This window comes from Frisingicoccus sp. (genome assembly GCF_048388605.1).
Taxonomy (GTDB): Bacteria; Bacillota; Clostridia; order Lachnospirales; family Lachnospiraceae; genus Frisingicoccus.
Genome location: NZ_DBGCTU010000040.1, coordinates 74,619 through 98,069, shown reverse-complemented (window position 1 = coordinate 98,069; position 23,451 = coordinate 74,619). Strand labels below are relative to the sequence as shown.

Below are 23,451 nucleotides of genomic sequence, written 5' to 3'. Positions count from 1 at the left end.
AGTAGTATAATTACCATTGGTATTATTATTTAGTAGCATAAATTAATTATACCAAAAAATCGCTGAAGTCTCACGACCTCAGCGATTTTTCATTTATGGGACTTTTTTTACAGCCCCTTCATTTGCGCCCTCATCTTTTAGTCTTTGTTTCAATTTGGCCCAATAATTACTTGCACCGCGCGTTGTTTTCTGATCGGTTAGAACAGAAATCACATCCACAATGGAAAAATACCTCTCTTCCTCGGGGATAATTTTAGTTTATCGCATCCTTTTGGAAAAATCTACCTGTATCAAGAGTTTCAATTCTTATCATTAAAAAAATCAACATCTAAATGTGATCATATCTCATTTAAATGTTGATTTTTGTCTGAATCTGTCTGTTTTTTCGAAATCCTGCTCTAGGATTCTTCCGAAAGGATTTTTCCCGCAATCCGGATCAATACCCCTGCCACGATAATGCAGATCATATAAATCTTGCCCTGAATCCCCGTGAGAACCGGCAGATATTTTCCAATGACAGGCAGATGAAATACGACTTTTCCGATTAAATAGTTATAAGCTATCGGGGTAACATCATTATCCGCATTGGCATCGCCTTTTGTCACAAATTCTTTTTCACCTTTACGGTTTTCCACCACCCGGTGGGTCACAACAGCCGCCGAGTCATGTCCCCCGTAAAAGACAATAACATCTCCCGGCGTCACCGCCTCCGGCTCCGCCGCCTTTGCATACACGATACTTCCCACCGGAATTTCCGGCTCCATACTCCCGCTCACGATCGCATAGGTCTGAAAACCAAACAACCTGGGAACTGCCAGCGGGATACACATAATAACAACTATTATGAGCAGCAGCAGCCCGATGATGTTACAGGCTGCTGCGATTCTTTTTCCAAATCTCACTTTTCTATTCCCCCATGTTTCACTGGTCCGAACTCTTTTTCTTCTTTATAAAGAAGAAATATAAGGCCGCTCCGATGGCTGCCGCGCATACCGCGCCGATCAAAACATGGACGGGCGTCATCCCCGCCTTCTCCTGCGCTGTCTCCTCCGCACTTCCCGGAAGCTCCACGTTCGCCAGCGGCTTTTCCTCATCATCCAGGTCTACCAGTTCCTGAGGAACATTTTCATCCTCAAGTTCCTGGAGCTCCTGATCCTCTGCCTCGCCCGCTTCCGCTGCCGCCGCTTCGTTTCCGGCGCCTTCTTCACCGGCGCCTTCCGCAGTTCCGCCTTCGCCGCCCGTACCTGTGCCCGTACCTTCACCCGCTGCCGGTGCGGTGGTCTCTGCCGGGGCCGGCGCCGCTGCCGCCGGGATCGGCGAATAGATAAACGTAAATACATTCTGGGATTCATCGCTCACCAGTGTCTTTGTCAGATTATAGGCGTCCGGGACATAGCCTTCCACATATAAAAATGCGACGACCGGCTTATCCCCCACATTGCCATAATAAGTCTGGCTGGCCGCAAGGGCATTCCCATCCGCATCCTGATAGTTGACCGTGTAGGCCGCCATGTCGCCCTGAATACCATAGGCCACCACATAATCTTCATCCCCGGTGACCTCAAAGGAGGCTGCCGATACCGTATTATTGTCATAACCACTCTTCCGGATGCCCTTGACATAATATTTCCCGCCGTCATTCAGGGCTACCGCTCCGCCGGAGGCTGCCTGAAGCCCTACCCGGTCACCAAGCTCAAGCCCCGTGATCGTGATCTTTGAGCCTTCAACGCTCACCCGGGCATTGCCGGAACTGCTGCTGACATCCACGCCCGCGCCGGTAAGAGTTCCCTTATCTCCCGCATAGATCGTTACTACATAAGTATATTTATCTGCTGCCAGAGCACGGAGACTTCCGGCCTGCAGCACAACGCATGCCGTGAGGACGGCCAGCATGATCTTTCGAAATCTATTCATGATGCATCCTCCTCTCCCGTCGATCGCTCTTCCATCTTATAACAGCTAAGATCAATAGGACCACACCGCTGATCAGCGCCACGGCCGACCACAGTCCCAGGCGGCTTGTATCGCCCGTTTGGACGACCGTCCCCTGTTCGCCGGGTTTCTTCTTCTCACCCGTCGGTGTTGTTGTTGTCGTTGTCGGCGCGGTCACCTTCTCCACCGCAAAGTTCATCTGCAGGTCCGCCAGGGTATCCTGATAGGCATTTCCCTGGGTCTCGCCATCCAACGCCACTTCCAGCGAGATCCTTCCGCTCTTTCCCGCATCCAGCCGCTCCAGATACAGATAATCCTTTAAGGAATCCGTCGCCTCATGAAGGCCCTCGCCGGCATTCGACGTCTTCTCGCCGCCGACGGCTTCGCTGCTGTACAGGGTCGTCGCCTCCCCGGCACTGTTTGTATAGGTTAAGATATAAGTGTAGGCGCCGCCGTTTGCCACGGACTGGCTGTCCTCAAGGCTTGAGAGCACCTCATTGGTCATATACCAATCGGTGGTATAATCCGCGGAGTTCTTAAGGCTCAGCGAGACCGTCGCCTTATCCCCCGGCTGCATCGCCAGGATCACATCGGATAAGCTGCCCGTGCTGAAGTTGCTCTCCATCTTCTCCCCGTTAAATTCGACCGTCCATCCGGCGTCCCCCTGATGTTCCTCCGCCTGAACTGTCAGCACACTGCCCGCCATCAGGAGCAGCATTGTAGTAAAGCAAAGTATCCTCTTCTTCATATTCCACTGCCTCCCTCTTAATTTTGCAGGCTCAGGCCGCCGCCCGGGCTGACGGCAACGTCAACGCCCCAGGCGCTCTTGATCGCCGCTGCCGCATTGTGGGTCTGCACCGCATCCGTCTCAGCTTCCAAAACAAACTGATATCCGTCATATTCATAGGTTGTCGTAACAATAGTTCCGCTGCCGGTGGTCTCTCTCGTTTCCTTAAACTTTTTCGCCACCGAACTGTCGATCGTAAGGGTATCGGATAAGGCCGGCGCCGTCTCTCCCGGAGCAAGTATGCCCGTGTAATATAAAACGGTCCTCTCATCCGTGGACGCCTGTTCATCCTTCACCCAGCCATTGCCTGTCAGGCTGAGGTCGATCAGCTCCGGCGACAGTTCCGTTGTCTTATGGCCCTCTTCATCCACCCAATAGCGGTAGACCATCACCCGCACATACTGGTCGATCGTCCCGCTGTTCTTCACGGAAAGGGCCTCCGGGTAGGCTTTGCCCGGGATAAGTTTCTCACCGGCCGCCTCGTCGATCATCCCCGTCAGCAGCTCGCCCGTGTTTTCATTCCACACGTCGCCGCTGCCCGTATAATTCCTCCAGCTGATATCGCTGCCGTTTTCCGTCAGCGTGACGCCGATATCATACACCTGGATCTGGGCCGTATAATTCTCACTGAAATAGGTCAGCGCCGCCTGGCTTGTTCCCGCAGTCCCGAGCACCAGCAGGACCGCCGCCAGTCCAAATAAGACCATTGTCGTTATATCCCTGCGGTTTTTATTCATTGCCTGCGCCTCCCTCCGTATCAACTTCAAAAGCCTGTGCCCACACGGCTTCATCGGAAGCCGGATATGGAGCGCCGCTCTCATCATACATCACCGGGGCGCACTCCTGGATGACGATGACATCAAAATCCGTGCCCAGTTCCCTGATCTCCTCGGAAGCATGGATGGACACGAGCAGTTCTTCCGTCATGCCGCCCGCCGGCACAACATCACTGTAATAATAATAGCCGTCATCCCCCGGCGCCCATTGGCCGCTGCCGCTGTAGGTCAGCTCTACCAGGCTGCCCGTAAACACTCTCACCCGGACATAGCAGTCGGCATTGCCCTGATTGGCCACCCGGATATGCTTCTGTCCGTCATACTCTTCCTCGATCTCCGTTGTATTCCCCAGGGTCAGCTCCTTGCCGCCCCGGGCCCTCGCATAGGTTGTAAAATAGGCCATCGAATCCTTCACTGATATTCCCAGCACCGCCACAAAGGCAAGGACTGCCAGCAGTGCACCGATCCGATCCCGCGATCTCTTCATCTTCATGGCTTACTCCTCCCCGATATTTCCTGCGTTGTCCGTCTGCGGGTTCCATTCCCAGCCTTCGCCGATATGTTCAAAATGATTGACGACACTCGTGCCATAGCCGGGATACTCGTAATCATTGGTAAACTCTGCCGTGGCCGGATACCCCTCCGTCTCAGGGGTGACCACCGTCACATCCACGGAAGGGGCGGATGTCAGCGTATAGCCTGCGCCCGCATAGATCTCGGTCACCGTCACCGAGGCTCCCATCGGGATCTCATCGATAACGATCCGCTTCGTTCCCGGCTCTTTAAAGCTCAGGGACACTACATTGCTGTATACGATCTTATCCTCTTTTACAGCTTCCACCTGGAAGACACAGCTTGCGCCGCCCATCGAGGTGTTCACTGTACTTAAGGTCTTTTCAATAACCAGGTCCCCATAACGGGTGCTCTGCTGCGGCTTGAGCCCCATGACCACATCATATGTCCAGGTGTCCGTGCCGCCGTTTTCTATCGTATAATCACTGGTTGGAAGGGATACGAGATACGGGGTAAAATGATAGACATGATCCCCCGTCGGCGTTTCTTCCGCATAGACCAGATACAGCCCACATCCAAGGCCCTCCAGGGTATCCGGCCCGTCCGCGAGCCGGACGGTAAACCCAGTTTCCACCGGCGCCTCAACTACCGGCGCCTTCGGGTCTTCACCGGTCTCTTCCCCCGGTGGTTCCTCCGACTCTTCTGTTTTATCCTCCTCCGACCCATATGGCCGTCCCAAAGCCTGACATGCCTTCTCAGCAATCGCAGCCCAATCGCCCGCTGTCGTATCGCTGCCGATATCCGAAAGTCCGATCTCGCTGAATCCCTCCAACGGCATGTAGTCCGCATTACTGTCCATGTCCGCCACCTTATAGAGGGTCACAGGGATCTCAGCATTCATAAGTTCCGGATACTGGATTCCGATATCCTCTGCCACCGTTATGGTCAGGCTGCAGTCCTTCGATGTATCGATCCGATCGCCCGCAAATGCCTCCAACTGCGAAAGCATCAGCGCAGCGCCCATCATCAGGGCCAATCCTCCGCATATCCAGCCTTTCTTATATTTTCCAGCTTTCATATCCATTCCTCCCAGAAATCTCTGTTATTTTCTATGTCGAATCAGTGTTCCAATAAATAAAATCAAAAGTATCGTTCCCGCTATAATCAGGGCGATCATCGTTGAATTTAACTGCTCGGCGTCTTCTTTCACCAAATGTTCGGCCTGATTTTCTGTCCGATGCCCCCGAAGCAGAAGCCTGTGGGAATTAACGCCGTATGGCGTACAGGTTACAAGCGTACAGTAATCCTTTCCTTCTTCCAATTCCAGATCCCGCACATCATCCGGGAGAACGATATGAATCTGGTCAATCTCATAAGTCAACGTCTCTCCCAGCACATGGAGAACAAAATAATCGCCCTCCTCCATTTTATCCAGATTCGTAAACAGCTTTGCCGACGGAAGTCCTCTGTGAGCCGTGAGCACACTGTGGGTTCCCTCGCCGCCCACCGGAAGGGATGAGCCCTTCATATGACCGACTCCGGTCTGCAGCACCTCCTGGCTCATGCCATGATAGATTGGAAGATGACAATTAATACTTGGAATCTCAATGTAGCCAATCATGTTTGTGTCTGAGATATTCAGCAGATTCTCATATTCTTCCTCTTCTTCCTCAGTAAACTCATAACGATTGCTCTTATTCCAGAGTTCCTCATTATATGCCCGCGCTCTCGCAAGTGCCGCTTCCTGCTCCCTTGTGTCGATCTGCTCCACCTGTTCTGTATAAGCTGAAATTGCCCTGGACTGATGAAAAGAATTCCAATAATCGCTGACTGTAGGATACAGCAGCAAGGACAGCCCTGCAATTAAAATCACTATTAAGATTATTGTAGATAAATGCTTCTTCATTCAGGGTTCTCCTTACCGTTGTATGCCGGGAAGGCGTGACCGCCCTCCCGGTATATCACATTACGTCAATAAATTACATGTCATATATTATTTTGTGCGCTTCTTTGCAATGAGCAGGACAGCCGCGCCAACTACCAGGATACCGCCAACTACATAGAAGATTGTTGTACCGATTCCACCGGTGCCAGGAAGCTGAATACCTTTGTTGTTCTCTACGATTGTAGATACGATACCTGTGTTAATATCACCAGGGGTTGTTGAAGCCTTATTGCCTTCGCCGATAGTAATATTCAATGCCGTCAGTGCATTTGCCGCCGTGCCATCTGTCCAATTCTGGCCATTTGCCGTCACTGCGCTGATCGCCACTTGAATTGGATCTTTAATCGTATTATAACCATCCTTTGGCTTTGTCTCTTCCAGATAGTAAACTCCGTCATCTAAACCGCTTACCTTAAATGTCCCATCCGCAGCTGTTTTTAAAACGCTTCCTACTTTTCCCTCTGTATCATCGGTTTCAGTAACCCATCCGGTCACCTTGCCATTATCAGCTACCGTTACATACTTTGTGACTTCCTTGCCATTCTCTGTAACTTTTTTGTACAGTTTAAATTCTACATCACCCAGCATTTTGGTCGTATCAATGATTTTTCCATTGGCATCAAGTGTTTTTCCGTCAACCTTGGTGACATCCAGTTCATAGGTAAATACGATAACCGTATCCGGAGTTCCTGTTGTTGTCTGGGCTTCATCATTAGGGTTATTGCTGTACTCTAAAGTCAGGGTGTTCGGATTACCATCCAAACCAATCACTGCACCATCATTCAGTGTTGCTGTAAAATTAACACGAATATCTGAACCATAAGCTGTTCTCAGTCTTGCTGCTACAAGCTTCAAATCATCAATTACAACATCAAATCCCCGAGTATGAGCATGACCGTCTCCTAATGACTCGCTTGTGACTACTCTATAGTCATCCTTATCCAATTCCATGCCGCCGATCCAAACTTCAACACTATCCGCATTAAAAGTCAGCCCGGAAGACATATTATCATGGAAGATATACTTATACGTCTTAAAGTTGGTCATATCCGGCACTGCAGAATAAAACGAAAACGGAACTGTATCACCAATGTTATAATCTGCCACATCATTATAACCCTGGCCGTAAGTGTAATTCTGAACATACGTATCATTCTGAGGATACTTTACATTTTCCTGTACCTTTTTCACTGCACTCGGAACATCTGTCTTTGCGTTTACTGTCGTATCGCCTACAACCTGGAGCATGTATTTTGTATAAGAATTATTCGGTTCCCAATTTGCCTCTGTGTTTTCCTGCGGTGCTTCTGTCACAAAATAATATCCATCAGCTAATCCGGAAATCGTATAGACATATCCATTTTCCGCATTTCCTGTCGGAGTTCCGCTTATTGCCGGAGTTCCGCCTACATATTCGGAAATGGTTGATGCAAACTTATCAAGCAGCTCTGAATTGTTCTTATTAGCGCCTAAAACATCTGCTACATCTGTCGCTGTAACACACTCCGAAAAAATTTCTTTTTCTGTTCCATCCACTGTCACCTTCAAAGCTTTTACTGCGGCTAAAGCCGTATCTTTATTGGTAATATTTGTACCCCAATCAATATCCGCCAGAAGTTTTCCTGTACTATCCAATCTTCCTGAAAATACCTGATAGGCCTGATAAGTATGGCCTGACGTCTTAGAGTTAATTGTCAGGGTTCTTCCACCTGCCGCTGCTGCCGGCAGCGCCAATGTCATCGCCATTATCATCACAAGAATAACACTCAATAATTTCTTTACATGTTTCATTGCTCATTCCCCTTTTATTTTTTATTTGTTCTTGCCCTTTTGTTTTTATTTACATATATCAGGGCTGCCGTCAAGATCAATGTGATTCCTGCCACTGTGTATGGAATTGTACCGGTGCCGCCGGTCTCAGGAAGTTCTACCTTGTAGGCTTCATTTGTAACTCTAAAAGCATATCCGATACCAATAACATGCGCATTTTTGTCTACATCTGCCGGAACTTCACTTGCGCCCGCAAAATAAACCAAAGTCGGAACTTCAGGCTTTATATAGCCTTGCGGCGCTTTTGTCTCTTCCAGAATATAGTACTGTCCGGTTTGCACTTTTTCATCTCTCACTTCAATCTTTCCGCTTGCATCGGTTGCATAATTTCCAATTAACACAGCAGAATATTTTGTTTCACCGGTTCCTTCATCAAATGTGTATGTGCCGTTTTCATCCGGCTCCGCTTTATAAATATTAAATTCAGCCCCTTGCAGATATTTCTGCACGTTATCCTCATCGACTTTGTGTATTGTAAAATAATCGATACTTCCCTGGCCGCTTCCCGATGTATTACTTACATCAAACTTGGTCTCATCATCCAGTTTTGTCTCCGCCACGCCTTCAATGGAAGCCGTATTGCTGACTTCGATATTGTCACCCTGTTCGGTTACCAGGGCTTCATAACAGATTTTTAAATACCTGTTATCCGGCAGACCTGTAAGAATGAGCTGTTCATGCTCTTTCCCCGCTTCATCCGTTGTCACATCCGTTTTCAGCGCATAGCCCGAAACGTCATTTCCATTGCTGTCTAATACGGACAATGGTGTATTTATATTTAACGTCAGATTTTCTCCCATTGTATCCGTCACCTTAATCGTCGTTCCATTCGGATTCAGATCGACTCCGGCCGGATTGATCTCCACCTCAAAGGAAATCACATTGCTGCCTGCCACATTCTGCTTCGCTGTTTTGGATAATGCCTTCGGTGTATATGATAAATCATGGAACGCACTATATTCAGTTCCATTTCCACACTTAATTGCTGCATCATTGTGCACTGAAACTGTCGGCATCTCGCCCTTGCCATCGCCATCGGTATCCTTAAATTGACTGTTTTTTCCTACCGCATCCGTCGGTCTCAGAGTATAATTAAAGGTAACACTGACAAATCTATCCAGATTCTTTATTCCACTATTTTTATCGGTTGACAGTGAACAAGTTGCAAGATTCCACCAGGAATTCAATATTCCGCCGTCAAGCCGTTGAGCAAATCCATTCCAGGAAGCACATATTGCATTTCCATTTGTAGTTATCGGCGATATCTTATTGCCTGTAATTTTTTCCAGGAAAGTCGTATCGCTACATTGTTCCTGATCAAAGCTATCCAAGTAGTAGAATGTCTGCGTCCATGTTCCCAAATTCTGAGTGGCTTTAAGAGACCCTTCTACATATTCCCACCCCTCCTGGAATTCATCATAAAAATCAATATTAAGACCAACGTAGCTGGTGCCGCTATGAGTTTGTTTGTTATTCTTTATTACCTCTCGTACCGCGTTATCCACCAAAAAAGTTACGGAATAATCGATAGTTCCATCTTCCTGAACAACCGCGGTTTTCCTCAGTTTATCTCCGCGGCTGTAATCTACTTTACTTCCGCCCCATTGACCACCGGCACTCATCTGTGCATAGTTGCGAAGAATCGCTGCCCCATCATTATCAGCCAAATATTCTTTAAGATTAACTGTCTTTACATAAGTTTTTCCATCTGTCTGATATAAATCGACATTTTCATTGACATTAATATCATAACTCACCTCAATCTGAGAATCCTTCTGAAGATTCAGAGATGTATGATTAACTGTAGCCCAATATCCTGTAGTTGTTGGATTAAATGGAATATCAAACGTACCAGGAGACTTCCAGTGACCTTTCAACCCTTTGCCATAATATGCATAATAATTTTTAGCAGGCAGCTGGTACTCGGATTTCTGTATATCCGCAATCCAATTTGGATTAACAACTGAAAGATCATCAAGAGTTCTTATTCCGTCCTCATCCTCAATCGTTACTTTCAAATTCTTTGGTACGGCATCCACCTTATAAGTTTCTCCATCCAGAAGAACCGTTAACTCATCAGAGATATAAAATGTTTTATAATCCAAAGCTTCTACATCAACCGTTATTGTATAATGCAATACACCTTTCTCCTCATAATCCGTATCATCTATTTTTTTGACGATACCTTTAAGACCGGCTGTACCGCCTTTAACATTAACTAAATTTGTCACCGTATCCGATTCCGGATTATCTTTTCTCGGAGCTGTCGGATTTGTTGGTTGTACGGATGTTCCGCTAAAGGTGACTGTATTCTCCACATCAAAGTAGTAATAGTTTACTCCCTGAGCCGCCTTATACGGTATATGGTATGTCACGACTATCGTATCGCAGTCCCTCAACTGAACAGTGTCATCAACCTTCAACTCAAAGGTATTTTTAGCCATACCTTCACCAGTGGCCTCATCGATGCCCTGGCCCCAGGTAAGTCCATACTCATCCTCGCTTAATGTCTTGCCATGGCCGCTCGCATCATCTTCACAGATAATTTCAACAGAATCAATTGTGAGACTTTGCTGTACTTTTTCGGCATTTCCAAAATAAGCTTCCGCATATCCACCCTTATCTACAAAGGTCATTCCCTTGATCGGACCGTTCAGCACATGGCCGGTAAGAGTATATGTGAGCTCACCGCCGGTTGAATTTCCTTTGTCATCCTTACTTTCTGTTTTATCTCCGTTCTTTTCAACAGAGATCGTCGGCCGGACTGATGTATGGAATTTAATTCCAGTACCGAATCCCTGGAACACAATTTCTCCATTCTCGCCGACATTCTCGCCGGACACCTGAGCATCTAGTTCAACATTGAAGGAAACATTCGGAGAATCATTGACTCCTTTTTTCAACTCATCCGTAGGATGAATCGTAATCAGACCATTTGTACTGATATCATAAGTCACCTCATAACTTCTTGGGATATTATTCTCAGTAATTGTTATCGTCATCTTCTGGCTCTGCGCAGCGGTGACTTTCAGGCTTGACGGCAACTGATAAGTCCATGTATTTACTGCCGTATTGAACTGTTTTCCTTCAGATTCGGCAAAGCCAAGGGCGATTTTGTAGTTTTCTCCGACATAAACCGTGTCGCTTACCGAATTACCGTCCTTATCTTTAAGCGTTACTGACTGGAGATAAACATCCAGACTTGTGTCTGTATTTTCCAGCGTATCAATCGCCCAGAAGGACATATAGTTTATCACTGTCTCCACATTTTCTGCCGGGATAAATTTCTGAAGCTTTACATCTAAAGCGTCATAAGCCTCATAAGCAGCTTTCGCCTGAGCCGCAATCTCCTGATAATAGGCATTATATCCATCCTCATCCCCTGCATCTTCATAGGCAGCAAAGTTTGTGCTCAACTCATCATAAGTCGGCAATGCTTCGATGGCCTGATTCACTTCATTTACCGTATTCTGAACCTCTTCCGAATAACAGGCCAGTTCGTGAGTATGCTCTTCTGATTCGCAGATAAGCTCACCGCTATTGCTGTAGCATGCTTCCGTATGGATATGTTCCTCTTTTCCACATTCTGTTTCTGAAGCATTTACCTCAGATATATTGTCCTGCGTAGTCCATACAGTCTGCTCCGTTTCCGTTGTCTCTGAAGTTTCTTCTGTCTCTGCACCGCTTTCACCCTCGGACTGCTTTGCTGTCTCTGTTTCTGCCAATTTTTTATCGAAACAACTGTCTTCATGAGTATGCTCTGTCTTTTCGCAGATAAGCGCATCCTCATAACATTCTTCTGTATGTACATGCTCTTCATTCTCAGTCTGAACTTCCTGGAAACATTTATCATCATGCTCATGGGAAAGAACTTCCAACATGCCGCAGCTTAAATACCGATTGCCATTTTCATCTGTGCTGTAGCAATGCACCTCATCATGTTTATGGAGAATAACCTCCGGCTTGCCGCACACATAATGTCTTACTGTCTCATAACATTCATCGGTATGAACATGGGCCGGTGCTTCCTCCTGCCCACAGGTAAGCGTCTTCACTTTTTCATAACATTCTTCGGTATGAACATGCCCTTCCTCTTCCGGGGCAACGCAATTGATATTGCCGGTCTCTACCATTGTGTAACAATCTTCCGTATGGGTATGCCCTGCTGTCTCAGCGATCGTACATACCAGCTGTTTCTCTTCGGTATAACAGGAAGCATCATGAGTATGTTCCTTTACTTCCGGAAGTGTGCAGACAAGCGTTCCATTTTCATCGTAGCATTTTTCTGAATGTTGGTGTACAACGTAGTCCGCATAACCGCAGATGATCTCTCCTTTACTGTTATAACAGCTTTCCTTATGTTGATGTAATTCCAGCGGGCAGGAAAGTACTTTCTTTGCCGCTTCGCCTTCTTCTTTATTTTCCGCTTTCTCGCACACTAACTGTTTTTCGTAGCATTCTGCCGTGTGCTCATGTTCTTCCAATCCACAGTAGGTATCGCGTCCCATAGTAACCGCCGGAAGAATCAGCGCAGACACTGTAAGTACCGCAACAATAGCTGCCATACAGACTGCTGCTTTATGCCAATGACTGTATTTACTATATTCCATTATGAATTTCTTCAGTTTTTGCCAAAATGAAGTTTTCATCAGAATGCCTCCCTTTCCAAAATCACATCTATTATCGAACCGGTCCTATACCGGTAAATGGCCATATTTTAAATAACAACCGTCCTACAACCTGTTCTTCTGACACGCAGCCGATGGTACTGCTCCGGCTGTCGATCGATACGCTTCGATGGTCGCCCATCACAAACACTCTTCCTTCCGGCACCTGATAAGGAAGCTCTATATCACATTCTCCCATATCTTTTTCGCCTTCCGCCAAATACTCTTCTTCCTGAAGAATATCGTTTATATATACTCTGCCTTTATCGTCGATATTCACCCACTCACCCGGCAGCGCTATCACTCGTTTAACAAGTATCTTATTATTATAGTAGAAAGCAATTAAATCACCGCGCTCATAATTGGTGCTTTTTAACGCAGCCACGATATTTCCCTCTTCTAATGTAGGCGTCATACTGTTTCCATATATCCTGAGAACCGGAAACATCATCGTTGCCGCAAGTACGGCAACCGCTGCCACAACAACCAGTATAGCAACCGTTCCCCGGAGGGCTTTTAAGTACCCTTTTCTGTATTTGACACGTTCCAATTCCCGTTCCAACTGTTCTCTGGTCGGCGGAGAATAATTCTGTTCCTGTTCCATATCTTCTCCTCTAATCTGTTCTACTTCTTATTACTTCGATTCCGGAGTTCTCTGCGAAGCTTTGTTCCCTGACTCTGAAGCTCTTTATAAAGCTTTGTTCCCCTGCTCTGAAATTCTCTGCAAAGCTTTGTTCCCTGATCCTGAAGCTCTCTGTAGAGTTTCGTCATCTGACTTTCGGAGGCTTTCCTCTCTGCCTCTTCCATGTAGGCGTCTGCTGCCGCCTGGGCCGTCTCAAAGAGTTCACTGAGCTTTAACGCTCCATCGGCAATCGAACTCAGCTTCTGAAGTTCGGCCTCCTGACTCTCTATTTTCTCTTCTGCTTCCTGAAGCTGTTTTCTGAGCTGTTCAAGTTCATCCTGCTGCTTCAACATTATCTCAAGTAATTCATCTCTTTTTATTCTTCTTAACTCTCTATCTGTCATACGAAACTCTCTCCATTATTTTCGCTAATCGCCGCGTCCAACATTTTCATCAATTCAAGGGCGCTGCGGAAATTTTGTACTTTATTCTGCTCTACCCAGGTAACATTCCCCTGCCATGTAGAATTTTGTGTACTCATTATCTTTACAATAAATGTTCCCTGCTTCTTCTGACTTCGCCCCATACAATTCCCACCTTCTTAAGCTTCCATATGATTATATATAATAAAAAATCGAGCATTACAAATTTCATTACATTTTGATTTTTTTTATTTTTTGTACAAAAAAATTTGAAAAAAATTTCGAAGAGGTCTTCTGTTACCGCAACTTATCTTTCTACTGTTTTTGTCGATAAAAAAAGTCTTTTCCCTGTCAGGGTTCGACAGGTTTTTTTTAATATTGCTCTATAATCATTGCATAACAAATGATTTTTGAATTATAATGTAAAGGAGAAAATTAAATGGATATGCAAATGAATGCCAGCGTACATACAATCCCAACATGCCTTTACGTGGCTTCCTCTATATGGCCGCCGCCTTTAAAAGGTACATCGAACTGCAGCGGCTTGACCTTTACGGAAGCAAACAGCTTCGCCTTCCCGTGCCGAGGTATTATGTTTTCTATAACGGTCTTAAAGAAATGTCAGATGAAGAAATCCTATATCTAACCGACAGCATGGAGGCTGCAGACGGCGTCGAAAAGTCCTGCGCCCAGTTTAGCGCCCACATGGTTAATATCAATAAGGGCCGCAGCGCCAGGATTATGCAGCGGTGTCCGCTTCTCTATGAATACTCACTGTTCGTGGCAGAGGTTCGGAAACGCACGACTCAAAACAGGCCATTAAGAGACGCCATCGAAGAAGCCGTGGATCACTGTATCGCACACGACATACTGGCAGACATTTTGCGGGCTAATAAAGCGGAGGTGACAAACATGTGTCTGGAAGAATATGATGAGGCATTTCACATCGCTTCAGAAAAAGAGATCAGTTTCGAGGAAGGTCGGCTCGAAGGCCTTAAAAGCGCGGAAAAAGAACGACTTCGCGCAGAGATTTTCAGACAAAAGCTCCGGGGAAAATCTGAGGATGCAATCGCTGAAAGTCAGGGCATAACTTTAGATGAGGTGCAGAAAATTTTAGACGAGATATAATTTACGAAAGCTAAAACCCCTCTGGATGTTCAATCATCCAAAGGGGTAATTTTTATCTCTTTATTCTCTTTTCCATGCGTGCTTTTCCAACCACCAAATCATGATTCCAACATAAGGCATTTTCGGATCACCCGCATTTCGTATCTGCTCTAACTTTCTTCTACAGTACAGAGATATATCTCCTGTACCATGATTTTTTCTTACATCATCAATCAGCGCTTGTAATACCTGCTTTCTGTTCTCCGGTAAGGAGATACTTTCACTGTTTAAATTAAGTCTTTCATTGATATCTTCATCAATTTCCGGATCCGACGACTGTATTCGACCGAAGGATGTATATGTAATTCCACGCAATGTATCTGCATCACATGGATTAACTTTTATCCGTTGATTACCCCTGCGGGCATCACATGTCAGGCCATCCTCATTGCCACAACCTCTATTGCCGGAGCACACGGCAAACATATTTCTATAATTCAAGCCCTGACCAACATCTTCTTTACTCTCCGGATTTCTCGGAAACCAGTGCTCAATTGTAACCGAAGGCGCGCCAATCGGCAATACTCTTCTCTCTGGAATTCGTCTCATGCAATAAGCACAAATATGGCCTTGCTCCTCAAGCAATTTCTCCAAAAGTTCTTCCTTCACTTCTTTGTCCATCTGCTCATAAGAAGCACCAACCTGCTGACGATACCAAAGCAGCTTACCCGGTTCCCTGCCTTTCTTTATTTCAATCATGGCATTCACCTCACATCTGCTCCAATTCAAGACGTACACGGCACGAATTTACTTCCGCATCATTATTTCCGATTTTAAATTCCAGTTTTTCAAGAACAGACTCAGCCTGATTCCATTCTTCCTTATCAAGCAGATTATAAAACTGTTCAAATAAAATTCTTACATCATCCGGTCTCGCAGAAACTTCCATTACTTCTCTAAGTATGGTGTTTGCATCCTTACCATAGGTTTCATCCGCAGCAGCCAATACTGCATTATTCTTCAATATAACAATAGCATCTCTTTTTACCGAATTAATCACCTCAGGCGCATGTGTGCTTACGATAAACTGTACTTTCGGGAAAATATTCATCAAATCCTTCAGAATACGCTTCTGCCAGGTTGGATGCAAATGCAAATCAATTTCATCAATTAAAATAATACCCTCTGTCTCAGTCAACACCTTATCCAAAAGCTGAGGATTAAGAATCGCCATACGATATGCAATATCTGCAATCAAGCTGATTGTACATTTATATCCATCGCTAAGCAATGAAACCGGAATCCTGACATGTTCATTATTTTTGTTAAAATAAATGATATCAATGTCACCCGTATCCAGGTTAAACTGTACCTTCACATCAGAAAGACCGGTAATAGACGCAAACACTTGCTCCATAGCCATCCTTACTGCCATAAATTCCGGAATCTCCTGATTTCTCTGAAATTGCTGCATCGTCATTTTCTGAAACCATTTCATCATCAATTTATCATTTGCAGCACCATCAAGACTGTCAATGTAGCCATTGCTTCTGTTATTTTTCTCAAATGTATTATTCTTTTTTTCCCTATGCTGAGCCCAAAGACGCCCTGTTCCATAATAAGAAATAATCGGAAGTTTTAATTCTTTATCTCCATTTCTCATTCTCTCCTGATACGCTTCAGCAATTGCGGTTAACTCCTTCGCAGATGCCAGGCCTCCTCTTCCTTTTGCAGATTTTAGATTCCTACTCCAGGTTATTTCCTGTCCATCGACATCTCCGGTTGCCGTTATTTCAACCGGGAACTGTGGCTGTACATCTACATTACTCCCTAAGTCGAAACATTTATAATGTGCATCGCTCTTCTTAATTCCATAGTTCGTCAGCCCATCCATTGCAGAGGTCAATGTCCCTGCCGCAATCGTTGCCGCCTCAAGAATTGTTGATTTTCCTGCCCCGTTGTCTCCCACAACAACCGTAAGTCTATTATTAAAGTTTACTTCCAAATCAGAAAAGCATCTGAAATTGTGGAGAACCATTGAGTTTAGAAACATGTATGTCTCCTCCTATACCAATATTCCTGGCAAAAACCGTCTTTATATACTTTGTACATTTTCTTTAATCATAACATAAATATCTTCAAAGTAAATAATATTTTTTCCAGCAAGCGGTCGACAATCTCTTTATTCTCTTTTCTCTCCCAATGCTCCCGCAATGACATGCAATAAAACGGACACCACCAAAAGGCCTGCCGCCAGAAGTTTTCCTCTGGTTTCAGTGAACACGGTCATCAGCTGTCCCAGCTTCGGAATCGTCTTCACGACGATTCCGAGCAGGCGGTCATATTCCACCGGCACCATATCCTCTATATCGTTCGCATCGCCCTTTGTGATAAAATTCTTCGCAACCGTCTGATTATATACGACCCTGTGCGTAATAATAGAGCCATTTGTTCCGCTATAATAAGCGATAACATCGCCTTCCATAACTGTCTCCGGATCAATTTCATGAACATAAACAAGGCTTCCCAAGGGGATATCAGGCTCCATGCTCCCGCTGATCACCGTATAAATCTGATATCCGAAGAAACGCGGCACAGTCAACGGCACACACATTAAAATAACTGCTGCCAGAAGTACACTTGCCAGTACCCGGAGGATTATTGCTCCCGCATTTTTTTTCTTTTTTTTCTCCTGTTTTCTATGCTTCTTCATCTGTCAAATCCTTCCTTATATTTATGAGTGTTGACCCGGATCTCTCTGCTCCGGAGATATTGCCATAACACAAACGGCACCCGGCACATTACATGCCGAGTGTCATACCGTTTTATTACTGTTTTCTTTTCTTCAGAAGTAAAACCACAACGATCGCGATTCCAATAAGGGCTGCTGCTCCGATCCCGATATATAACGGCATCGGATTTCTGTTATTCCGGATCGCAGTACCTTCATCCGATTTATCGCCAAGGTCCACATCCGCCAAAGGTACATCTTCATCGTCCAAATCTATCAACTCCTGAGGAGCCTGTTCTTCCGGCGCCTCTGTCAGATTGTCTTCCCCGGTACCCTCCGGCGTTGTTGTTCCGCCAGGAGTTGTTGTTCCTGCCGGTGTTGTCGTACCTTCCGGAGTCGTTGTTCCACCAGGTGTGGTTGTTCCCTGCTCCGCCGGCACGGTCACATAATTGATGATCTCTTCCGGCGTCATCTTTCGATAAGTGAAGGTAAAGACATTTTCCGCCTCATTGCTCACCAGTGTTTTTGTCAGATTATAGGCCTGCGGCAGGTATCCCTCAAAATAATGATATGCGATAACCGGCCGGTCGCCGACATTTCCGTAATAAGTATTGCTGGCTCCCAGCGCTGTCCCATTCTCATCCACATAGTTTACCGTATATGCGACCCGGTCGCCCATTATTCCATATCCAACGACATAATCCCTGTCATCGGTTACAGTAATGGAAGATACATTTGCTATACCATTGTCCTTTCCGCTTTCCCGGAGGACTTTTGCATAATATCTGTTATCCACCACTTTGACTACATCCGAATAACTTACATTCACCTTATCATTATAGGAAAGACCTGTGATGACAAGCTTTCCGCCCTGTATGAATTTAGAGGCAGTGCTGCTCACCAGTTCTACGCCCGCATCCTGTATTTCGCCTCTGTTACCTGCAGAAATAGTGATGGTATAGGTATACTTATCCGCGGCAAAGGCACTCATTGTCTGCAGGAGTATCATCGCTGCCACTCCGGCGGCCAGGAGACATTTTCGTATTCTTTTAAGCTTCATACTACTCCGCCCCCTTTTCTTCCCTGCGCTTTTTAGCTGCAAGGAATATAACCATTCCGACACATATAAGCCCGGATATCAATGTCATCATGGAAAATAACATCAGCGGCGTATCATCGCCCGTCCTCGGCGTTGTTACCGTATTTCCCGAAGGCGTTGCCGGCTGCCCCGGCACTTTTACCGTCGTTACAATCGGTGTATTATCCACCAGCTCCACCGCAAAATTCATCTGCAGTATAGCCAATGTATCCTGATAGTCATTCCCCTGTGTCTCGCCGTCCAGAGATACCTTCAATATCACTTCCCCGGATGCATTCGGCGCCAGACGGTCTAAATACAGATATTCATCCAGAGGTTCTGTTATCTGATGGAGTCCTTCGCCTCCTTCTGTATCATCTCCGCCGACATTTTCGTTATAAAGTATCATCTCCGCTCCGGATGCATTGATATATTTCAGCTGATAGGTATAGGCTCCGCCTTCCGCCACACTCTGGCTGTCCTCCAGCGACTTCAAATCCTCATTGGACATATACCAATCCGTCTCTCCGTTATATGTATTTTTCAGTTCGACATGCAGCTCGACGCTGTCTCCGGGCTGGAGCTTCTCATAAATTTCCTCATCAATGTCCGCCCTGTCAAAGGTGCTGCTCATCTTTTCCCCATCAAAGGTGACGACCCAACCATCGCCTCCTTCATAATCTTCTGCACATACAGTAATCGGAGAAACCATCAGCAAGACAGCTGCCATTGCGATACTTATAAGCTTTCCTTTCATCAATATCCCTCCTGTTTACTGTATAAGGCTCAGAGTGCCATCGGATGCAATATTTACATCCTCACCCCAGGCGCTTTTAATTGCATCCTGTGCATTATGGGTCTGCACCGCATCCACTTCCGCCTTCAGATAAAAATTCACACCGTTATAAGAAAATTCCTGGGTGATCGTTGTTACTCCGTTTTCCTCGGTACGAGTCTCTTTGACTTTCGTCATAATCTTATTATCAATTTGGACCGAATCTGCAAATGCCGGAGTCTCTTCCCCGCTTTGAAGAATATTCGGATAATAAAGGACAGTCCGTTCTTTGGAATCTTGCACATTCGTATCCTCAATCCATCCGTTTCCCGGCAGATTAACCTTGATCAAATCCGGGGAAAGTGCTGTCTCCTTCGTCCCATCCGCATACTGCCAGCTCTTATAAAGGCGCACGCGCACATATTCATCGATTGTCCCCGTGTTCTTTACAGAGAGGACCTCATCATATTTTTTGCCGATCACAAACTTCTCGCCCTCCGGCAAAAGACCCGTCAAAAGCTTTCCTTCCGGGTTTCCGTTCCATACATCACCGCTTCCGGAATAATCCCGGCTGCCGACGATATTTCCATTTTCTAAAAGAGAAACGCCGATCTGGGATATCTCAATCTCCGCGGTATAGTTTTGACTTTGATAAACCAATGCGGCCCTGGTACTGCCCACCGCGCTTGACAATAACAGTATAACGGATGCGGCCATCAGAACTGCCGTTATCTTTGTTGAACGGGAGACTTTCTTTTTCTTCTTTATCATTATTCAGCCTCCTCTCCCATGATGTCACTGTCTGCCCTCAGGCTCCAATCCGCATACGGGCTTCCGTCCTCAGCATATAATACCGGGACAGACTCTTCCACAACAATGACATCAAAGTTATCCTTATGGCCATCCGGCACAGTGATCGCCGCCAGAAGCGGCTCAGTGATCTCTCCCGGTTTTACGATATCGCTGTAATACCAGTACTCGCCTTCGCCCTGGCTCCATTTGCCGGAATCATTGGTGTAGGCCAATGAAAACTCCGATCCGCAGAACACCTTGACTCTCACATATTCTTCCTGAGCAGATGTGTTCTCCAGCCGGATTTCCTTTATAAGTCCATCCACTTTCTCTTCCACTTCATTTGTTGTATTCGAAATGTTAATCTCCACTCCGCCGCCCGCTGAGGCATAGGTCGTAAAATAGGCCATGGCTTTCGGAAGAGAAATACTTCCCACCAGCAGGAGCGCCGCTGCCGCCAGCCAGACGATCTTCTGTTTCCATATTTTTTTCATATCGTCCCCTCCTTACTCCTGTGCTGTCTCTTCAGCTTCTGTTTCTTCTGTCTCTGTTCCCGTCTCAGTTTTGAGAGAACTGTCCTGGGAGCCCGAAAGTTGTACCCATTTCCATCCGTTATTCTGAACATCCGCATCATCTTTATCAAAATGGTTTACGGTTCCTGTTCCCGGCTTCAATTCATCATTATAAGTATTGACAAAACTCAGCTGCTGTGTTTCGTCCGCAATGATCACAGTATCCTGCGTCAGCGCTCCCGCTGCCAGCTCATAGCTGGAACCGCTGTAAATCTCTGTCACGGTAACGGTACTTCCGGCAGGAATTCCATCAACCCGGACACTCTTTGTCCCTGCCGTGTCAAAACTGATGCCTGCCACATTGTTATATACCTTTTCCCCGTTTATATCTACCGCATCTATCTGGAATACAAACATTGCAGTCCCCATATTGGCATTATGGGCAGACACCGTTTTTACGATTTCAACCGCTCCCAGCCTTGGAGTCCGCTCCGGCTTGATATCCGCCGTCACATCATAAATCCAGCTGTCATCTCCGGTTTGATAGAACTGGTTGTTCGGCACCGAAATGAGAAATGGCATAAAACTGTATTCATATAGATCATTTTGAGCCGTTGCCATCTTAACCAGATACATTCCCTGCGCAATACCCCACTGAGTTCCGATTCCGTCGGTCATCGCCACCGAATAATCCTCTGCCAGCATTTTTTCTTCCACAATTTTATCGGCTGTTTCCGCTTTCTCCTGCCAGACCATCGCTGTCGTTGTTTCATCAATATCCGACACGTCCAATCCGCCATAGGCGCTGCGCACTGTATAAGCTCCCGTCTCGGATATATCCGCCACCCGGTACAGGGATGCCTGCAGCGTCAGTTCGGAAAGTTCTTCTTTAAACTGATTACCATCGCCAACCTTTAAAGTCAATGAGCACTCTGCCTGTGTGTTGATCGCCTCAGCCCCGTATGCCGGCGGCAGCCCGAGAGTTGCCACAATCAAAATCAATGCCAGAACACCGGCGATATAACTTTTTTTCAGCTTTATCTTCTCCATCTTCTTTCCTCCCTAGCTAAACATATATGATTGACTAATTTATTATTTAGAATCTTTGCGCTTCTTTATCACCTTCCGGATAATGAGGTAGAGGGCAATTAATATTGCCGCTGTCAAAATGCCATATAACATATAGTAATTCTGTACAGACTGCAGCGTCGATTCAAACGGCGTCAACGCCTCTTTTTCATTTTCTCCAAAATATTCCACCTGATGGCCCCGGACTAAAAGCCTGTGGCTGTTCACCCCGTAAGGCGTACAGGTAAGCAGTGTGATATAATCCTTGTCCGCTTCGATCTGCATTGCCCCGGTAAGAGTATCCAAGTCGTCCTTATCCACCATCGGCAGAATCTGATCAACCTCATAGGCAAGAGTCTTATCCAATATATGGGCATAAAACTTATCGCCCTCCTTCAACTGATCCACATCGGTGAAAAGCTTGGCGCTCGGCAGTCCCCTATGGGCTGCGAGAACACTGTGAGTCCCTTCTCCGCCGATTGGAAGACCGGTGCCTGACAAATGGCCGATCGCTTTCTGCAGAATCTCATCGGATGTTCCATGATAAATGGGAATCGTCTGATTTATCTTCGGAATCGTAAGATAGCCCATAATGCCGTCTTTCCCTATGTTCAGCACATCCCAGTACTCGGTGCCTTTCAGATCAGCCTCATCCTCAGAAAAAACATCCCCGGTAAAATCGTTATATGTAATCGTTTTATTGTAAGCTTCCGCTTTGGCCCACTCCAGTGAAAAATCCTCCGCAGTCATTTCGCCCATGGTATTTTCATAGGTAGAAATCAGCCGACTCTGCCGGTAATTATTCCACTGATCCGATATGGTGGGATAGGCAAATATCAGAAATCCGATCAGGAACACAACTCCCATCAGTATTTCCGGTATTCTCTTTTTCAATGGCCTCTTTTTCTTTTCTGCCATTCTGTTTTATCCCTCCTGATTTTCCCTGTTCTGTGCCAGTTCCTTCCTCTTTTTCTTATCGTACAGATACAGAAAGGCAATAAAAGCCGCCGTCACACCGAGTCCGATGATGACCCAGAGCAGGTAATTCGTATGAAGGCTCACCGCACCGAATACGCCGGCCTCCTCCTCTTTAACAACCTCCGGCACATATTCCACCCGGTGTCCTCGAACAAGAAGCCGATGACTGTTGACACCATAAGGTGTACATGTCAGCAAGGTCACCAAATCCTCACCGTCGATGACAGACAATTCTTCTGTCTCCTTCGGCTCCACCACGGATATCTTATCCACCTCATAGCAGAGAATATCATCTAATATATATAGAAGAAAATGGTCTCCCTCTTTCAGCCTGTCCAAATCCGTAAAGAGCGCCGCGCTCGGCAGACCCCTGTGGGCTGAAATCACAGCGTGGGTATTCTCACCGCCGACAGGAAGGGAACTTCCTTCCAGATGTCCGGCCGCCTGTTCCAGCACATCCTCATCCGTGCCATGGAAAATCGGGAGTTTGATATCAATCTTCGGAATCTCAACATATCCCATCACTCCATTTCCGGTAAGATTCAGGCAGGACAGATAGATTTCATCCACATCCTCCGCCGCCGCGATGGCAAAAGAGTCCGGCAGTATACTCGGAAGCAGCGCTTCATTATAATCATGGGCTTTCTTCCACTCCGCCTTATAATCAATGGTATCCGCGGCCTGTGTAACCGCCGTCTCATAATTGGAAATGAGCCGCTTCTGCCGATAATTATTCCATTCATTTGCTACTAACGGATACAGCAGCAGGGACAATCCAGCTAAAAAGAATAAAATCACAAATATTATGTTTAGTTTTTTCTTCATCTGGCCTCTCCTTACTGTTGTATTTTCATTTAGGTATCCCAAATCATTCTTATATCCGGGGCGGAAAACCGCCCCGGACAATATCATTTAC

At 46.2% G+C, this 23,451-nt stretch carries 23 protein-coding genes; 1 reads left to right on the top strand and 22 read right to left on the bottom strand.

What is annotated here, in order from left to right:
- Positions 1-398 precede the first annotated feature (398 nt).
- The 12 genes from ACMN7X_RS11070 to ACMN7X_RS11015 all read right to left on the bottom strand — a co-directional run bounded on the left by ACMN7X_RS11070 (position 399) and on the right by ACMN7X_RS11015 (position 13,658).
- Positions 399-902 (bottom strand): signal peptidase I, encoded by a 504-nt coding sequence (locus tag ACMN7X_RS11070; RefSeq protein WP_418747529.1) that lies wholly within the window; start codon positions 900-902, stop codon positions 399-401.
- A 19-nt stretch (positions 903-921) separates the two neighbouring features.
- Positions 922-1,914: a MucBP domain-containing protein gene (locus ACMN7X_RS11065; protein WP_418747528.1), complete on the bottom strand. Its 993-nt coding sequence runs from the start codon at positions 1,912-1,914 to the stop codon at positions 922-924.
- The gene (locus ACMN7X_RS11060) at positions 1,907-2,680 is read right to left on the bottom strand and encodes a sortase B protein-sorting domain-containing protein (RefSeq protein WP_418747527.1); all 774 of its coding nucleotides are present in this window, start codon (positions 2,678-2,680) and stop codon (positions 1,907-1,909) included. Before ACMN7X_RS11060 ends, ACMN7X_RS11065 begins: the two co-directional genes overlap by 8 nt.
- A gap of 17 nt (positions 2,681-2,697) precedes the next feature.
- Positions 2,698-3,456: a hypothetical protein gene (locus ACMN7X_RS11055; RefSeq protein ID WP_418747526.1), complete on the bottom strand. Its 759-nt coding sequence runs from the start codon at positions 3,454-3,456 to the stop codon at positions 2,698-2,700.
- Positions 3,449-3,988 (bottom strand): hypothetical protein, encoded by a 540-nt coding sequence (locus tag ACMN7X_RS11050; protein ID WP_418747525.1) that lies wholly within the window; start codon positions 3,986-3,988, stop codon positions 3,449-3,451. Before ACMN7X_RS11050 ends, ACMN7X_RS11055 begins: the two co-directional genes overlap by 8 nt.
- A gap of 3 nt (positions 3,989-3,991) precedes the next feature.
- Positions 3,992-5,086 (bottom strand): DUF5979 domain-containing protein, encoded by a 1,095-nt coding sequence (locus ACMN7X_RS11045; protein ID WP_418747524.1) that lies wholly within the window; start codon positions 5,084-5,086, stop codon positions 3,992-3,994.
- A 24-nt stretch (positions 5,087-5,110) separates the two neighbouring features.
- Entirely contained in the window at positions 5,111-5,914 is an 804-nt protein-coding gene (locus ACMN7X_RS11040; protein ID WP_418747523.1) for a class C sortase, read from the bottom strand.
- A gap of 87 nt (positions 5,915-6,001) precedes the next feature.
- Positions 6,002-7,744 (bottom strand): isopeptide-forming domain-containing fimbrial protein, encoded by a 1,743-nt coding sequence (locus ACMN7X_RS11035; protein WP_418747522.1) that lies wholly within the window; start codon positions 7,742-7,744, stop codon positions 6,002-6,004.
- Positions 7,745-7,758: 14 nt separating this feature from the next.
- Entirely contained in the window at positions 7,759-12,432 is a 4,674-nt protein-coding gene (locus ACMN7X_RS11030) for a SpaA isopeptide-forming pilin-related protein (protein WP_418747521.1), read from the bottom strand.
- 31 nt (positions 12,433-12,463) lie between these two features.
- On the bottom strand, positions 12,464-13,054 hold the full coding sequence (gene lepB / locus ACMN7X_RS11025) for a signal peptidase I (RefSeq protein ID WP_418747520.1): 591 nt from the start codon (positions 13,052-13,054) through the stop codon (positions 12,464-12,466).
- A gap of 20 nt (positions 13,055-13,074) precedes the next feature.
- Complete coding sequence (locus ACMN7X_RS11020) at positions 13,075-13,476, bottom strand: DNA repair protein (protein WP_418747519.1); 402 nt, start codon at positions 13,474-13,476, stop codon at positions 13,075-13,077.
- Entirely contained in the window at positions 13,473-13,658 is a 186-nt protein-coding gene (locus ACMN7X_RS11015; protein ID WP_418747518.1) for a hypothetical protein, read from the bottom strand. Before ACMN7X_RS11015 ends, ACMN7X_RS11020 begins: the two co-directional genes overlap by 4 nt.
- Positions 13,659-13,998: 340 nt before the next feature.
- Here ACMN7X_RS11015 and ACMN7X_RS11010 point away from each other — a divergent pair, with 340 nt between their 5' ends.
- Positions 13,999-14,622, top strand: a complete 624-nt coding sequence (locus ACMN7X_RS11010) for a hypothetical protein (protein ID WP_418747517.1) — start codon at positions 13,999-14,001, stop codon at positions 14,620-14,622.
- Between the two features lie 60 nt (positions 14,623-14,682).
- Here ACMN7X_RS11010 and ACMN7X_RS11005 read toward each other — a convergent pair whose 3' ends face one another.
- The 10 genes from ACMN7X_RS11005 to ACMN7X_RS10960 all read right to left on the bottom strand — a co-directional run bounded on the left by ACMN7X_RS11005 (position 14,683) and on the right by ACMN7X_RS10960 (position 23,360).
- Positions 14,683-15,360 (bottom strand): hypothetical protein, encoded by a 678-nt coding sequence (locus tag ACMN7X_RS11005; protein ID WP_418747516.1) that lies wholly within the window; start codon positions 15,358-15,360, stop codon positions 14,683-14,685.
- 10 nt (positions 15,361-15,370) lie between these two features.
- Positions 15,371-16,654, bottom strand: coding sequence for an AAA family ATPase (locus ACMN7X_RS11000; protein ID WP_418747515.1), 1,284 nt, complete (start codon positions 16,652-16,654; stop codon positions 15,371-15,373).
- Positions 16,655-16,783: 129 nt separating this feature from the next.
- Entirely contained in the window at positions 16,784-17,314 is a 531-nt protein-coding gene (locus ACMN7X_RS10995; protein ID WP_418747514.1) for a signal peptidase I, read from the bottom strand.
- Positions 17,315-17,429: 115 nt separating this feature from the next.
- Complete coding sequence (locus tag ACMN7X_RS10990) at positions 17,430-18,392, bottom strand: hypothetical protein (RefSeq protein WP_418747513.1); 963 nt, start codon at positions 18,390-18,392, stop codon at positions 17,430-17,432.
- 1 nt (position 18,393) lies between these two features.
- Entirely contained in the window at positions 18,394-19,167 is a 774-nt protein-coding gene (locus tag ACMN7X_RS10985) for a hypothetical protein (protein ID WP_418747512.1), read from the bottom strand.
- Positions 19,168-19,182: 15 nt separating this feature from the next.
- Entirely contained in the window at positions 19,183-19,956 is a 774-nt protein-coding gene (locus tag ACMN7X_RS10980; RefSeq protein WP_418747511.1) for a hypothetical protein, read from the bottom strand.
- A complete protein-coding gene (locus ACMN7X_RS10975; protein ID WP_418747510.1) occupies positions 19,956-20,471 on the bottom strand; it encodes a hypothetical protein in 516 nt (171 codons plus the stop codon). The genes ACMN7X_RS10980 and ACMN7X_RS10975 overlap by 1 nt, the downstream gene beginning before the upstream one ends.
- A 12-nt stretch (positions 20,472-20,483) precedes the next feature.
- Positions 20,484-21,539: a DUF5979 domain-containing protein gene (locus ACMN7X_RS10970; RefSeq protein WP_418747509.1), complete on the bottom strand. Its 1,056-nt coding sequence runs from the start codon at positions 21,537-21,539 to the stop codon at positions 20,484-20,486.
- Between the two features lie 42 nt (positions 21,540-21,581).
- Positions 21,582-22,475: a class C sortase gene (locus ACMN7X_RS10965; RefSeq protein WP_418747508.1), complete on the bottom strand. Its 894-nt coding sequence runs from the start codon at positions 22,473-22,475 to the stop codon at positions 21,582-21,584.
- A 6-nt stretch (positions 22,476-22,481) separates the two neighbouring features.
- Positions 22,482-23,360, bottom strand: a complete 879-nt coding sequence (locus tag ACMN7X_RS10960) for a class C sortase (RefSeq protein WP_418747507.1) — start codon at positions 23,358-23,360, stop codon at positions 22,482-22,484.
- Positions 23,361-23,451 lie beyond the last annotated feature (91 nt).